Here is a 14,604-nt window from a genome sequence, read left to right on the forward strand (position 1 = left end):
TTATCTTTGCATAGATGTCTCCCGGAATGCGAAATAGCCTTGCCATTATTTTCCTATTATTCTGCTTTACGGCGCAGGCACAGGTCATGCGCAAAAGGACAACCATGCTCATGGGAGGCCGGTTTGATATTACGCTTGTGGCAAAAGATTCCGCCGCCGCAGAAGCAGGCATTGATGCGGTGATCGCCGAGATCACACGGATTGAAAATCTGATCTCCGACTGGAAGCCCGATTCCCAGGTTTCAGAAGTGAATGCCCAGGCGGGTATCCAGCCTGTAAAAGTGGATGCTGAGGTTTTTGCGTTGACAGAAAGGGCCATTGCACTTTCAAAATTGACCAACGGCGCATTCGATATCAGTTTTGCTGCCATGGAGCGCATTTGGAAATTCGACGGCTCTATGACGGAAATGCCCACGGCCGACGCCGTGAAAAAATCGGTTGAGCATGTTGGTTATCAGAATATTATCCTAAATAGAGAACACAGCACCATCTTTCTGAAAAAGACAGGGATGAAGATAGGTTTCGGCGCCTTGGGCGAAGGTTATGCGACGGACCGGTGCCGTGACATGATGATAAAAAGAGGGATTAAGGCTGGCATTGTGAATGGTTCCGGCGATATGAGTGCCTGGGGGAAGCAGCCGGACGGCAGCGATTGGGTGATCGGCATCACAGATCCCGGGCATCAGGGAGAACTTTTCGCGGTGGTACCGCTTCGTCAGGGCGCGGTGGTAACTTCGGGCAGTTATGAAAGGTTTGTGATGATCAATGGAAGGCGTTATGCTCACATTATCAATCCCACCACGGGTTACCCTGCTACCGGGCTCACCAGTGTGACCGTGTTCGGCCCCGGTGCTGAACGGGCCAATGGTTTCAGCACTTCGCTGATGGTAATGGGGAAAGAGGCCGGGTTAAAACTGCTCAGCAATTTCCCTGAATTCAGCTGTGTGATGATTACGGATGAAGGCGACGTGATCACTTCAAAAAACTTCGATATTTCAAAATATCAGCCTCAATAACAGTCCATTAACACCTTTCCGTGCGACTGGTAATAGCTTATGTTTTTACCAAGTCGGCTTTGGCAGATCTGGTCCAGCAATGCGATCACATTGTTTTGCATGGCCAATGAACCACACAGCATGATAACCCCGTTGCCCGCCAGTGTATCGGCTACCAAAGCTTCATCCCGCGCCAGCAAGTCCTTTACATATTCTCGCGCACCTTCCCGTGAATAAGCAATTTGCAAACTATCTAACTTTCTGTCTTTCAAATTTTTATGAATAGCATTCCTGTAAAGCGAGAACGACGCTTCATCCCGGAATCCGCAATATAGACGACAATCCACCTGTGCGTTCTGCTGATCGATCATGCCCAGGAATGGTGCAATACCGGTCCCGTTGGAGATCATGATCACAGAAGACGCGCCCTCGGGAAAATGAAAATGCTGGTTACCGACAATCCGGGCACGGATCCCACTTCCCGGATTTAGTTTATACAAATAATCCGAACCAAGCCCACGATCGTGCAGCTTTACACTCAGCTGAATGTTGTTCCCAACCTTGCCGATCGAATAAAGCCGCTCGCGGTGATCGTTCGCGGGATAAATCGCCAGCAGATCGCCGGATGTGAAATCGGTATGATCATTTGCCTCAAAGCTGATCAGAAATGCTTCACCTGCGGCAGAAACAGTCGTTTTGTGAACCACCGTGAGCTTTTGCATGGGTTCATGACGTGTAGTCAGGGAATCGGCCGACACGGTAAGCGCAACGCCGACCTGCTGTGACCAGCTTGCAGCCCACTGGCTGAACTCATCAGGGGACTTATCATTGACCGTATGGATTTCGAGCGCGGGAATTGCCCAATCCTGGTTAGCAAAAAGGTTATCAACCTCAAAAGCGAATTTGCAAAAATCGGGATAACCATGTGAACCGAAGCCTACAACAGAATAACGCACGGGGCGGGGCTGTTTATGTTTTTCCAAATGTGCTGCAAAATTTGCAGCATTGGTGGGCGGGTTACCGAGGCCGTAAGTGGCGGCCATGACAATGATGTTCGACGCTTTTGGAAAGACTTTATAATTATTTAACTCAGTAACATAGGCCGATTTCCCTCCTGCAATCAGCTGCTTGTGGATCGCATTGGCAAAACCAAAAGTACTTCCGTTTTCAGATCCCACCAGGATCACAAACTCGCTTTCGTCCGCCTTATATTTATTTTTTACCCGATTGGCCCTGCGCCTGAATGTCATCGCAAAGCCGGAGTATATGAAAAACAGAATGTTACCCGAAGCAATCGCAAGTACAATGGCCCAAACTGCATTGGTGCGACCTGTGTGCAGATCCAAATTCAACTCGGTAAGCATTGCCGCTGTCGGATACTTAACCTCGCTTAAAATGTCGCCGTTTATCTGGTTCACGGTAATTTCCCGGTCGGCAAGTTTTAGTGTATAGTAATCCTCGGGATCTTCGGAAAATGGAAATTCAATGGTTTGAACTTCTGATAAACTGACCTTTTTAAAAATTTCAAAATCAGCCGGGTTCTTCACAGGTTCCGATTTTATCGCATCAAAATCTACTTCTGCTGATGTTTTTGGTGCTTCAATTAATCCAAAACGGGCCAGTGACAGATATGTGCCGCTTAATGCTATAATAAAAATCGGAATAAGCGACAGCCTGCCGAGCACCACGTGATAAAACTGCGCAAAATTATCCCTGACAATGCGGGTGAAAAATCGTTTCAGACCGCGCTGTCGCTGAATGATCAGCATTGTGCCTGAAATAGTGATCAGAAGCAATAGAAAAGCCGTCAATCCGATAAAAAACCGGCCTGTTTCGTGAATAAAAAGGGAGCGGTGTAAAGCGGTTACCCATTCGAAAAATTCGCTTTTTGGCGTCGGATAACCCAGAATTGCGCCAGTTTGCGGATCGATGTAGGCTTGGAGCTTTTTTCCTTCCGCATCGCTGCCTTTGATCTGTACAAACTCATTTTTGTCAACCGTAAGCTCGCTGATTTCCGGATATTGTTTTCGTAAAACGGGCAATGTCTGAGCAAGCGTCGTTTCGCTGAAATGTTCGGTGCGGTAAGGCTGGACTTTTTCGGATAACGGCTGAAAAGCCAGTATAATGCCCGTAACAGAGGCAAGGGTCAGTAAAAGAAAAGAAGATACAGCCAATGCAAGATGGCTGTATCTCCATACAGAAATGGTCATAAGGCACTCAAAACATTAATTGGCGCTGAAACGTACGTAACGGATGTATCCCGTTCCCTCGTTTTTCGCAGAAAGTGACTCGGTGGTCAATGGGATTTCCAGATCTTTCACATGGTATTCCTTATCTTCCACGGCGCTTTCAAAACGGATCTTATATCCAGCATTGATTTTAGCATTGTCAATCTCAAACACATTCACGCTGCGGTCGCCTCCCGTTACGGATGCGCCGGTGATCGCGCTGATGTTGGCCTTTTGCTTGGATTGGAATTTATGCCATTCCTTCATGCTGTTATACCACTTTTTATCCGGCCCCAGCACATACAATGTTTTCTCGTAGGCACCCTTGCCATTGATTAGCGAGATCACAATGTAAGCGCCTTCGCCCATGTAATTCGTCATTTGGATCATGCACTTGTATTTGCTGGTTCCGGCAGTTTGTGCAACCGCAGTCGATGGGCGGGCAATGGTCAGTGTCAGGAAAAGGAGTGTTATTTTAATTAAATCAGACATGAAAATTATTTCAGAAAATTGACAGTTACATTGTTTTTGGACAGTGACTCATTCTCTCCCGCCAGGTCAAAAGCAGTTTCGTTGAAGTTTGTCTCAATCTCTTTTTTCGCTCCGATAGAAAGCAGATATTTCAGCATTGCATCGTCTTTGGAAACCATAGCGGCTTTATGCAATGCAGTAATGCCTTCACTATTTTTCGCATTCACATCAATCTGATAAGCTTCAAGACGTTTCACCAGTGACAGGTCGTTTTTCGCCACTGCGATATGGTATAACGTATTACCATTTTTTGCAGGTGCAGCGATTTTAAAACCATTGTCCTGCAATACTTTTATTTTTGGTTCAAATTCGCCGGCCGTCCTTCCATTGTAGGATTGTGCAAGATAAAATGCCAGGTTATCGCCGTTCTTATCCGTCATATTAATATCTGCGCCTCTGCCGATCAGGTAACCGATTACCTCAGGAGAATTTCCCCGAACGGCCATTGCCAATGCACTAACGCCCTTTTCATTCAACTGGTTAATGTTTTTAACAGTGGAAAGTAATATTCCAATGGTCGCCGTATCCCGATTGCTGGCCGCCGCATTCATAAAAACAGTGTTGCCATCTTCATCCGCTTTGTTTACATCAACCCCTTTACTCAGGAAATATTTGATGATTTCATCCTGCTTCGGCTTGCGTACAATGGCGTGCAAAGCATTCTCGCCATTTTTACCGATCACCGTTGGTTTCAGTTTCAGGCTTTCCAGATATTGGTACACTTCAATAGAGTTTGCACTGCCGCGTCCGCCCTGCGCTGCCATCAAAATCGCATTCGAATGAGCAGGGACACCTTTGGCCAAAAGCGTTTTTAACACGTCGATTTTACCCGCGCGCGCAGCGTAGCTGAATGCGTTGTTTCCCGCAGCATCAGTGCTTTTCAAGTCCAGGCCTTTTGAAATAAAATAATTGGTAAGAGCAAGGTCTTTATCATTTGCCACAGCGATCAGCAATGCATTTGCGCCGTCATTGTTGAGGTCTTTTTTCAGGTCTGCGCCGTGTGCTAGGCATATGTCGTAAACCTTGGTGTTCTGCTGACCGCCGCCCGCTGCAAAGTTGATCGGCGTAGCGCCATGGCCATCTACATAATTTCCTTTCGCACCTTTGGCAGCCAGATATTCCATCAGTTCAACATTGCCTCTCATAGCAGCCCAGTGCAAGTAAATGCGGCCGTCGTGAGTTGCTTTATCAACGGTGTTGCCGGGTTGGGAAAGAAGATATTCAATAGTAGGATTAGGCGCTCCGGCATTGATTGCCATGACGACCGGATCAAACATATTGTTGTTGAACTGAGCAGGATTGCTTCCTTTTTCAATCTCTGCTTTTACTGCATTCACATCCGGGGAGGTTTTCCAGAACGATTGTTCCAGAAGCACATTCTGCTGGGCCTGAGCAGCAAATGAAAAGAATGCACAGGCAGCAATAAGAAGTTTTTTCATAAAAAGACGAATTAAAAAATAGCGGGTTAACAGGTGCATTTACCCTGTTTCAAGAGTCAAGATGCACAAAGTTAATTGATAATTGGTCTAAATATGGATTTGCAGCAAGTTTTTGCAACCAGTTTTTGGATTGAAATACAATTTTCAAAAACGAATCATTTTATCCGCCCGCCTTAAATAATATGTTTTGAAAGCTCGCGGGCAAAGCGCTGGGCACCCGGCTCGCTGAGGTGGCTAGCGTACATCCGATTATGCATTCATTTCGACCCGGAAATGCAGACGCGCCCCCAATGCTGTGAAAACCTTCAAGACTGTTTCCAATCTTGCATTGGTAACACTGTTCTCTAATTTCGAGATTTGTGCTTTTTGGACGCCTACCAATTCTCCGAGTTGTTCTTGCGTAAGTTGGCGTTCAATTCGCGCCGTTTTGATCGCATTTCCCAGCAGATCGATCCGCAGTTCATTTTCGAAAGCATCCCGTTTCTCACTGCCGATCACACCTATATGCTTATCGATCATTGTATCCAAAGACACCGTTTCAAGCACTTTATTCGATTTTTTCATGTTATAGTAGATTTTCTCACGAACGTCTTCATTTAGGCCTTCCAGAAACGTGACAGCATCCGGTAACAGCTCCACATTAAATTTCTTCTCCAATGTCTCAAAAATAAAAGTTTCTTAATCAGGAAACAAGCGTACGGCTTCGCTCTTGTGGTTTAGACGTCGTATCAGGATGGAAGTAACATGATTTTGAGAAATATTTTGAAATTCAAATGTGGAACGCTTGTACGTGCCGAGTACACGGTGAATAGCGTGCAGGGAAGATTATTTTACACATATCTCGATTCGGCAGCCCCGGTTAAGGCAATAAATATTTATACTTACTGATGCGATTGATTTCAACGTCTAAAATATTTTCAAAGCAGGCATGGCAACTTGCGGCCGGGATCGTTTGCATTTATCTGCCTGTACGGATATTTGTAAGCAACGTAGCGCTGGACGGAGAAACCATTTTGAATAAAATGCCCCTCTGGATCGCGGAATTCCTTGTTAATTTGCTGTTTTTTAGGGTATGGATTGCCATTATCGGCGCTATCCGGTATTCCTCCGGAAAGCTCAATGCCACATTTACATTCAGGTTTCCGAGACGGGTTTTTACTTATGCTGTTGGCCTGATCCTGGCGGTTCTTTTCAATTTTGCATTCATTTTCCTTTGGCGGGATATGGAAAGATTGCTGGCGGACCAAATGCAAATCGTCATCAAAAGGACCGAACAGGAATTGCAGCCTTTCAGCCGCCAGCAGAAGGCGAAGGCCAATACTGGCCTGACGGTGATGGCCATGCTTGCGACGATTTACATGGTGTCGGTCAAGCGCAGCAACGAACAGCTCGAACAAGTAAGCCTGCGGGCCGCACAACTGGAAAAAGAAAATCTGCAAACCCGGTTCCTGGCGTTGAAAAGCCAGCTCAGCCCTCATTTTTTGTTTAATAGCCTGAGCATTCTCACTTCAATCATTGAAAAAAATCCGCAGCAATCGGTGTTGTACGTCAATAGGTTATCCAAATCCTACCGCTATATCCTGGACCATTCCGATCTGGAATCGGTAACATTAAAAACCGAGCTGGATTTTGTTGGCGCTTATGTTTTTTTGTTGAAATCGAGATTTGAGGAAAAAATGCATGTGCACATCGAAATTCCGGAAACGGCTCATGATCAATTCAAAATCGCTCCGCTTACATTGCAGTTGCTCATTGAAAATGCAGTGAAGCACAATCAAATGTCGCTGGAAAATCCGTTGCATATCAATATCGAAATGACCGGTTTACAGCTCGTTATCAGCAACCCGGTCAGGAAGCGGAACGGCGTGCCTGCTTCGGCAGAAATTGGATTATCCAACATTGTCCGCAGATATGGGCTGCTTACCAAAGAACCCGTAATAGTCTCGGATACAGATGGTTTGTTCGTTGTAAAAATTCCCCTGCTGTCATGAAAGTATTAATTATTGAAGATGAAGGCCAAACCGCTGAACGCCTCGAAAACCTCATTCACAGGTATGACAAGACGATCCGCGTACTCGATAAAATTCCATCAGTGGAGAAAACAATGGCCTATTTTGGAAAACAAAACGCCGACCTTCCCGATCTGATTTTCATGGACATTCACCTGGAAGATGATCTCGGATTCCGGATTTTGGAAGAGCTGAAACTCACTATTCCGGTCATCTTCACCACGGCTTTCAACGAATATGCGTTACGGGCTTTCAAAACATTTAGTATTGATTATTTATTAAAACCAATTGATTACCAGGAGCTTTCAGATGCCATCGACAAGTTTAAAACCATTGTAAAACCTGCTTTGCCCAAAGACAGGTTCGATCAGTTTTTGGAAAACTATAAAGAATCAACCTATAAAGAGCGGTTCATGGTCACGGCCGGAACGCGATTGCAAAGCGTTGCTGTTTCCCAGGTCGCTTATTTCTCCTATGAGCGCAAAACCACGCTTCTGAACACATTGGAAGGGAAATTTTACAGCCTGGATTACAGCCTCGACAAACTTCTGGAACACCTTGACCCGAAGCAATTTTTCCGGGTGAACAGGTCACACATTGTTTCTTTACACGCCATCAGCTCTGTCAATCAGCAACCTATGGGGAAAATGGTGGTTGAAATGGAACCGGCGCCGCGTGCTGAGGTCATTGTAAGCCTGGACCGGATCGGTGCATTTAAGGATTGGCTGGGTAAGTGACTTCCTGGTATTCCTTCCATTCAAATTAATCGTCATTCGGGCCGAAATTCCGGTCATTCAGCCGTTGCCCTCTTCCATTCTTTTGCCTATCGGGCTATCTTTTGTTTCGCTTTAATGTAAGGGCGGATACATTTTGAAGATTGAGAAAGGGCAATGGAAATACTGGAACCCATACATTATTTTGACTTAGCAGACTGCGAAGATATGGAGCTGGGCGCTGTGGTAACGATCAGTTCGGGGTGTCAATATCCGCAATTTGAATGGCCTGAGGAAGATTTACAGCCATTTTCGCTGATTGAAAAATTAATTGGCGACAGCATTATCCTGAGTGACCCGAAATACATGCGCGTTTCGGAACGCGAGAAGAGGAAGTTTGGATTCCACAGCGGCGACATTATATTGACCCATAACAGCAGTTCCGGCCAGCTTGGCAAATGCACGCTGTTCGATCTGCCCGACTTTGTTTTGCATACAAAATATCTGCGCCTGGTAACCAATGAGCACATGAATAGCCAATTCTTGCTGCTCATGCTGAATAACTTGCGTTTGGAAGGCAGTTTTCACAGCATTGCAAAACAAAAAGGCAATGTTTTTTACATGCTTATCGACGATTTGAAAAGATTAAAAATCCCTGTTCCCACCATTGAAGACCAGAAACAATTGCTGGATTTTCACTTCCGCGCTTGACTAAGCACATTTGTCTGCTTATGTTAGGGGCAAAGTATGAATAAAGGATTTTTTTAAAATTGAAATATGTCGATTACCAAAGAAGAAGAATTGAAGGGAATGCAGCGTGCAAGCGAAGTGGTTGCTGTGATCTTGAAAAAAATGACGGCGTTTGCAAAACCGGGAATGACCACCAAGGAACTCGACAATTTCGGAGCAGGACTTTTTAAGGAATTTGGGGCAAAATCGGCGCCAAATCTGGCATATGGCTTTCCCGGATGGACCTGTATCAGCGTTAATAATGAATTTTGTCACGGCATTCCAACGGATAGAACGATCCTGCGTGATGGTGATCTGGTAAATATTGATGTTTCCGCAGAGGTGGGTGGTTACTGGTCTGATAACGGCGGATCATTTGTGTTGGGTCCTGATACAAACGGCCATCAGCAGCTTGTGGAAGCGTCCAAACAGATTTTGAAAAAAGCGATCAGTAACATTAAGGGTGGAGTAAGAATCTCGGACATCGGTTTTTTAATAGAATCAGAAGCCAGAAAACGCGGTTATAAGGTGATCAAAAATTTGAATGGTCATGGAATCGGCAGGCATCTGCACGAAGAACCTTCCGAAATCGCCAACTATCGCGACCGTTTCAATACAAAGCGTTTCAGGAAAAATTCGGTCGTCGCCGTTGAAACGTTTATTTCAACACATTCTTCACTTGCTGTGGAAACTGGCGATGGCTGGACGACAGTTGGGGACAAAGGCGGTTTCATGGCCCAGCATGAGCATACGATCGTAGTCACCGATGGTGCCCCAATCATTTTAACAGCCAGCAACGATATTTGGGCATAATGCTATTCAGGCAAAGGATTATCGCTTTGGTATGTTATTACCGTTGTGGTAATCCTTTCATATAATCCGTATTAGCTTCGCAACCATCAAATTCACATTTTCCCAACAACTGCCATAACGAGCGTGGCGGCGTTGTGGGCGGCAATGTCGTAGAATGTCATAATGTCGTTTTGCGCTTTGTCATTCGCATTGTCGCTCAGGCTTCTGATGATCAGGAAAGGTGTGTTTTGCTGATAACAAGTCTGGGCAATAGCCGCGCCTTCCATCTCCGTCGCAGCAGCGTTTAGTTCTTTACGAAGCCGTTGCGTGATAATTTCAGAAGATACAAAAACATCTCCGGTAACAATGATGCCTTGCTTTACAGCCGGTTCGAAACTGCCGTTCTTACGCTTGATTTTGGAGAATGTTAAACCTGTTGATACAGCTAATGCTTTCTTAACCAGTGCACTATCACAAATAAACGATCTCGGGTTTTCGAGCATGGTTGCCGGGTTTTTGGTAGACCAATATTGCATGCCGGTGTCTTCGGCCATCCCAAAATCGTGGTAAGTAACGTGCGTGCCGATCACAATATCGCCTGGATGAAGCGCTGGATCGATGCCGCCAGCGATTCCGGAAAATACAATTTCGCGTGGCTTGAAATGCTCGATCATTAAGGTTGTTGTGATCGCAGCATTCACTTTCCCGATGCCGGTTTGCGCCAATACGATCTGTCGTCCATTCAATTTGCCTTTTGTAAACCGGATCTGCTGGATGATCGTGTCTTGTTTCTCCTCCATTTTACTTTGCAGCAGAACAAGTTCAGGTGGAAAAGCGCCGAGAATCCCTGTAACACTTTGTGCATGAATGTTTGTGATTTGTAAAAATAAAAGGAGAAAAAGAAGGAGTGATTTTTTCATAAAAGTTAAAGAATGAGTGCCAGGATGGCAAAAATGTCAATAATCCAAAGTGCGAGACTGATTTCCCGGATCTTGCCGGTAGCAATGTGCAACGCAGTCCAGCTCAAAAATCCCCAGATAATCCCCTGCGTAATGGAGTAAGTAAATGGAATGAGCACCATTGCAAAAAATGCCGGAAACGCCTCGCTCAGGTTACCCCAGTTGATTTTAACAACCGGTTTCATCATAAAAACGCCGACCAGAACCAGCGCCGGAGCGGTGGCAATAGCCGGAATGGCGCTTAACAATGGAGATAAAAAAAGAAACGGGAGAAACAAAATTGCCCCCGCAACCGCGGTAAGGCCGGTTTTTCCACCTTGCTCAATGCCCACAGCGGATTCAATGTAGGCGGTGCCGGGGCTGCTACCGACCAAACCTGCGATTGTTGTCGAAAATGCATCGGTAATGAGTGAACGTTTAATGTTCCTCGGTTCGCCGTGCTCGTCCAGCAAATCGGCCGCTTCCGCCAGTCCTACGAATGTGGAAAGGCTGTCGAACATATCCGTAAAAACGAATGCAAGGATAATAGGGGCAAGGCTCCATTTCAGTGAATTAATCAAATCCAACTCAAAAACCAGGCTGAAATCAGGCTGCGACACAAGCGTGTCAATGTTGATAATGGTCTCCGTTCCGCCCCACCAGCGGCCTATCGGCCAAGCCATTAAGCTCGTTAAAACGATGCCAATCAGAATGCTTCCCTTGATATTTTTAATTAATAGAACCACCGTAATCAGCAATCCTGCAGCGAAGGTAAGTGAGGAAGCATTCAATTTACCCAATCCTACCATCGTTGCGGGATGCGCTACGATAAATTTTGCATTTGCGAACCCTATTAATGTAATAAACAGGCCAATTCCGGCTGCTATGGCAAACCGCAGTGATTTTGGGATTGCCTTTACAATGTAGGCGCGAACATTGAAAAACGACAATAAAAGGAAGAATACACCCGACCAGAAAACAGTCCCCAGCGCGACTTGCCAGCTCAGTTTTTCAGTAAAGACGGCTGTGAATGTAAAAAATGCATTCAACCCCATGCCCGGCGCGACAAGGATCGGATTGTTTGCATACAAACCCATCATTAGGCTGCTAAAAAACGCAACCAGAATTGTGGCCGTCAGCACAGCCGAAAACGGCATGCCGGTTTGGCTTAATATGGATGGATTTACGACGATAATGTACGCTGTTGCCAGAAATGAGGAGACTCCCGCCAGGATTTCAGTGGAAATGGAAGTGTTGTTCTTCTTTAATTCGGCAGCGGAAAACATGTCATATCGGTTTATTTCAAAGATATTGATTACACTTTATTTTTAAAAATGAAATCGATTGTCGCAAAATGGTAACTATTTTAAACTTTTCAGACAGATAAAACAGTAAATATGCCTGTATAACTCATTTGCAACATATGGAAAACAGCCTCCAACCAGCCATATCACATGCAGAAACCGTGCTTACGGTTCATAATGTGAGTGAGTCTATCCGATACTGGCAAGAAACACTTGGTTTCCCAAACCAGTGGACCTGGGGCGAGCCTCCGACACACGGTGGCGTTTCGTGGCACGGCGCGTCTGTCCAGTTTGCTCTTAATCCAACTCTGGCCGCCGAAAAACACGGTCATTCGATGTGGATCCGTGTTCGCAACATTGAAACGCTTTATCAATTGCACCAGGATCGTAAGGCTGAGATCATCATGCCGCTTTCGAGGCAGATTTATGGACTCACTGAATATGTTGTCAAGGACTTAAATGGTTATAATATAACTTTTGCTACTCCTACAAACTTCAAAAAGGGACATTCCTCAATCCTGCCTGAAAACATTCAAATTCTCATAAAAAAGCCATCGGTATCCCAGTACCGCAACTTATTCGAATCCGTAGGCTGGTCCACCGCCGCGACCGATGAAATGTTGCAGGCGCAGCTGGATTTTATGCAGACCATTGTTATCGCTGAGAATCTGCAAAATGGTGACGTCATCGGGTGTGCTTTACTGCTGGGAGACGGTTTTAGTTTTTATTATGTAAAAGACGTCATGGTCCACCCAACCTGGCAAGGTAAGCGTGTAGGCACGGCGCTCATGCAGGAACTTACACGCTGGCTTGATGAAAATGCCACAAACAAAGCACTGGTCGCACTTTACTCATCCGAGCATCTGGCTAAATTCTACCAGCAGTTCGACTTTGCACCCACATTCGGCATGATCCGTGTCATTGACCGGGATCACCAGCCTATGCCATAATCTTCGCCATGGTTACTGGATCCGCCCCAGAAGCTTTTGTGCTGCCAGTCAAAGTAAATCGCATTGATCGGTCCGCTTGTTCTGGGCTGATAGTAAAGCTTGTATCCCATTCTGGCAAGTTCTTTTCGGGACCAGTCCGGCATTGCCTGGTTGAGAATAAGTCCGCCAGGTTCTTTGTCATGTGCCCCGAAGCTTGCATACATCTGCAATGTCTTGAAACTTGGTGCTTCGGTAGCTTCCTGCACCGTCATTCCAAACTCCACCATATTCAGAAAGAATTGGAGCAGCAACTGGTCCTGTTCATCCCCAGCCTGCTTTGCAAATGAGAGAAACGGCTTTCCATCTTTCAGCGCAAGACTTGGCGTCAATGTCACACGCGGCCTTTTTCCCGGTTCAACAACATTAAAAGGGTTTTCCTTCGCATCCAGAACGAAGGACTGCATACGTTGACTTAATCCTACACCCGTATTGCCAGCAATACACGCGGGCACCCAGCCGCCACTAGGCGTAATGCTCACAACCCAGCCTTCTTCATCCGCAGCTTCTACTGAGGTTGTGCCAGCCGTAAATTCTTTCATGTATTCATTATCCAACCCGTTGGCGTTCCGGTTTAGCGAAGCATGGAAATTCCCCCAGGATTTAATTTGATCTGCGTAAGGGTTTTTCTTTCCTTCAAATGGGTACGGATCTCCGGGTAATGCTTTGGCATCATTTGTTTCCCAATTGATCTGCTTGATTCTCTCCTTAGCATATTCCTTGGAGAGCAAACCTTTCATCGGCTCTTCGGGTGCAAAAGCCGGATCGCCATAATAAAAATCCCGGTCAGCAAAAGCGAGGTTCATCGTTTGGTACAAAGTATGCACATAGCGTGAAGAATTGTAACCCATGCTTTTCAGATCAAAATTTTCCAGCATATTCAACGTCTGCAACAACACAGGTCCTTGCGTCCATTGCTGCATTTTGTAAACATCGATCCCTCTGTAAGATGTCATCAGCGGCTCTTCGATCTTGACTTTCCAGTTGGCCATATCTTGTTCCGTGATCAGGCCACCTTGCTCCTGCGTTCCCCTGGCAATCTCTTTGGCAATGTCACCCTTATAAAATCGGTCATAAGCTGCATAGATCGCCTCTTTCCGGCTTTTGCCTTTTTTCAATGCTTGCTGCTCCGTATCAACCAGTTTTTGCAATGTTGCCAGCAGATCTTTCTGAACAAATATTTCACCGGCATCCGGCGCTTCCCTCTTCGAGCCAAGATGTGGCAAGAAAACTTTTGTAGAGTAAGGCCACTTTTTGATTTCTGCTTTATCCCGCTCAATCGCATTGGCCGTCTGTGCCTCAATCGGATATCCTTCTGCAAGCTGCATTGCTGGTGCGAGCACCTCTTTCAGGGACATGGAGCCGTATTCCGCGAGCATTGTCATTAAACCACCGGCCGTTCCAGGCGTTGTTGCAGCCAGTGGGCCATATTCCGGCGGATAATTCATGCCTTTATTTTTGAAAAAGTCAGTCGTCGCCCCTGTCGGAGCGACACCCATCGCATTGATTGCGATCACTTTTTTTGTTTTCGGATTATAGATCAGCGCCTGCGTCTCGCCTCCCCAGCTCAATACATCCCACATGGTGCAGGTTGCCGCCAACATTGCACAGGAAGCGTCAATCGCATTTCCGCCCTTGCTGAAGATCATTGCTCCCGCCGTGGCAGCCAGTGGTTTGCCGGTAACCCCGATCCAATGTTTAGCATGCAAAGGAGGCTTCTGCGTGGTGACCGGAAAGTTATTAAAAGATTGACCATTCGCTGCAAAAGCACCAATGCTCATGATGAATGATTTGAATAAGAAACTTAATTTCATAAGCGTAGCTGGTTCAGGATTTGAAAGGTCAACAGCCTTTCAGATACGCTGTTGTCCTTTACGCAATTTAAAACATTTACTCCTTGTTGAGCCGCCTGCTTTTGAATTTTGTTTACCCCTTACATT

General features: G+C 45.9%; 13 protein-coding genes. 6 read left to right on the top strand and 7 right to left on the bottom strand.

Going from position 1 to position 14,604, the window contains the following annotated elements:
* The first annotated feature begins 26 nt into the window (after positions 1-26).
* Positions 27-1,016 (top strand): FAD:protein FMN transferase, encoded by a 990-nt coding sequence (locus L0659_RS10575; protein ID WP_235125933.1) that lies wholly within the window; start codon positions 27-29, stop codon positions 1,014-1,016.
* On the opposite strand, the gene L0659_RS10580 is transcribed toward L0659_RS10575, so the two are convergent.
* The 4 genes from L0659_RS10580 to L0659_RS10595 form a co-directional block, all read right to left on the bottom strand.
* Positions 1,010-3,205 carry a PepSY domain-containing protein gene (locus tag L0659_RS10580; RefSeq protein ID WP_235125934.1) on the bottom strand — a complete coding sequence of 732 codons (2,196 nt, stop codon included), beginning with the start codon at positions 3,203-3,205 and terminating at the stop codon, positions 1,010-1,012. The two genes, L0659_RS10575 and L0659_RS10580, sit on opposite strands and share 7 nt — an antisense overlap.
* Before the next feature lie 15 nt (positions 3,206-3,220).
* A complete protein-coding gene (locus L0659_RS10585) occupies positions 3,221-3,715 on the bottom strand; it encodes a DUF2271 domain-containing protein (RefSeq protein WP_235125935.1) in 495 nt (164 codons plus the stop codon).
* A 5-nt stretch (positions 3,716-3,720) separates the two neighbouring features.
* The gene (locus L0659_RS10590) at positions 3,721-5,193 is read right to left on the bottom strand and encodes an ankyrin repeat domain-containing protein (RefSeq protein WP_235125936.1); all 1,473 of its coding nucleotides are present in this window, start codon (positions 5,191-5,193) and stop codon (positions 3,721-3,723) included.
* 249 nt (positions 5,194-5,442) lie between these two features.
* A complete protein-coding gene (locus L0659_RS10595; RefSeq protein WP_310590696.1) occupies positions 5,443-5,850 on the bottom strand; it encodes a helix-turn-helix domain-containing protein in 408 nt (135 codons plus the stop codon).
* Positions 5,851-6,080: 230 nt separating this feature from the next.
* On the opposite strand from L0659_RS10595, the gene L0659_RS10600 reads away from it, so the two are divergent.
* The 4 genes from L0659_RS10600 (at position 6,081) to map (ending at position 9,457) form a co-directional block, all read left to right on the top strand.
* Positions 6,081-7,184, top strand: coding sequence for a sensor histidine kinase (locus L0659_RS10600; RefSeq protein WP_235125937.1), 1,104 nt, complete (start codon positions 6,081-6,083; stop codon positions 7,182-7,184).
* Positions 7,181-7,939, top strand: coding sequence for a LytTR family DNA-binding domain-containing protein (locus tag L0659_RS10605; protein ID WP_235125938.1), 759 nt, complete (start codon positions 7,181-7,183; stop codon positions 7,937-7,939). The genes L0659_RS10600 and L0659_RS10605 overlap by 4 nt, the downstream gene beginning before the upstream one ends.
* A gap of 153 nt (positions 7,940-8,092) precedes the next feature.
* Entirely contained in the window at positions 8,093-8,626 is a 534-nt protein-coding gene (locus L0659_RS10610; RefSeq protein WP_235125939.1) for a restriction endonuclease subunit S, read from the top strand.
* A gap of 66 nt (positions 8,627-8,692) precedes the next feature.
* A complete protein-coding gene (map, locus tag L0659_RS10615; RefSeq protein WP_235125940.1) occupies positions 8,693-9,457 on the top strand; it encodes a type I methionyl aminopeptidase in 765 nt (254 codons plus the stop codon).
* Between the two features lie 92 nt (positions 9,458-9,549).
* Here the strand turns inward: map and L0659_RS10620 are convergent, their stop codons facing one another.
* Together L0659_RS10620 and L0659_RS10625 are read right to left on the bottom strand one after the other, a co-directional pair.
* Positions 9,550-10,356 (bottom strand): 5'-methylthioadenosine/adenosylhomocysteine nucleosidase, encoded by an 807-nt coding sequence (locus L0659_RS10620; RefSeq protein ID WP_235125941.1) that lies wholly within the window; start codon positions 10,354-10,356, stop codon positions 9,550-9,552.
* Between the two features lie 5 nt (positions 10,357-10,361).
* Positions 10,362-11,660: an NCS2 family permease gene (locus tag L0659_RS10625; RefSeq protein ID WP_235125943.1), complete on the bottom strand. Its 1,299-nt coding sequence runs from the start codon at positions 11,658-11,660 to the stop codon at positions 10,362-10,364.
* Positions 11,661-11,797: 137 nt separating this feature from the next.
* Between L0659_RS10625 and L0659_RS10630 the strand changes: the two genes are divergently transcribed.
* Positions 11,798-12,628: a GNAT family N-acetyltransferase gene (locus L0659_RS10630; RefSeq protein WP_235125945.1), complete on the top strand. Its 831-nt coding sequence runs from the start codon at positions 11,798-11,800 to the stop codon at positions 12,626-12,628.
* Here the strand turns inward: L0659_RS10630 and L0659_RS10635 are convergent.
* Positions 12,610-14,445, bottom strand: coding sequence for a gamma-glutamyltransferase family protein (locus L0659_RS10635; protein WP_235126840.1), 1,836 nt, complete (start codon positions 14,443-14,445; stop codon positions 12,610-12,612). The genes L0659_RS10630 and L0659_RS10635 overlap by 19 nt on opposite strands.
* Between the last annotated feature and the right edge of the window lie 159 nt (positions 14,446-14,604).

Origin of the sequence: Dyadobacter sp. CY347, assembly GCF_021502655.1 — a bacterium.
Lineage (GTDB): Bacteria > Bacteroidota > Bacteroidia > Cytophagales > Spirosomataceae > Dyadobacter.

Coding starts and splice junctions, on each gene's coding strand:
- L0659_RS10575 (WP_235125933.1), top strand. CDS start 27: ATGCGAAATAGCCTTGCCATTATTTTCCTATTATTCTGCTTTACGGCG.
- L0659_RS10580 (WP_235125934.1), bottom strand. CDS start 3,205: ATGACCATTTCTGTATGGAGATACAGCCATCTTGCATTGGCTGTATCT.
- L0659_RS10585 (WP_235125935.1), bottom strand. CDS start 3,715: ATGTCTGATTTAATTAAAATAACACTCCTTTTCCTGACACTGACCATT.
- L0659_RS10590 (WP_235125936.1), bottom strand. CDS start 5,193: ATGAAAAAACTTCTTATTGCTGCCTGTGCATTCTTTTCATTTGCTGCT.
- L0659_RS10600 (WP_235125937.1), top strand. CDS start 6,081: ATGCGATTGATTTCAACGTCTAAAATATTTTCAAAGCAGGCATGGCAA.
- L0659_RS10605 (WP_235125938.1), top strand. CDS start 7,181: ATGAAAGTATTAATTATTGAAGATGAAGGCCAAACCGCTGAACGCCTC.
- L0659_RS10610 (WP_235125939.1), top strand. CDS start 8,093: ATGGAAATACTGGAACCCATACATTATTTTGACTTAGCAGACTGCGAA.
- map (WP_235125940.1), top strand. CDS start 8,693: ATGTCGATTACCAAAGAAGAAGAATTGAAGGGAATGCAGCGTGCAAGC.
- L0659_RS10620 (WP_235125941.1), bottom strand. CDS start 10,356: ATGAAAAAATCACTCCTTCTTTTTCTCCTTTTATTTTTACAAATCACA.
- L0659_RS10625 (WP_235125943.1), bottom strand. CDS start 11,660: ATGTTTTCCGCTGCCGAATTAAAGAAGAACAACACTTCCATTTCCACT.
- L0659_RS10630 (WP_235125945.1), top strand. CDS start 11,798: ATGGAAAACAGCCTCCAACCAGCCATATCACATGCAGAAACCGTGCTT.
- L0659_RS10635 (WP_235126840.1), bottom strand. CDS start 14,445: ATGAGCATTGGTGCTTTTGCAGCGAATGGTCAATCTTTTAATAACTTT.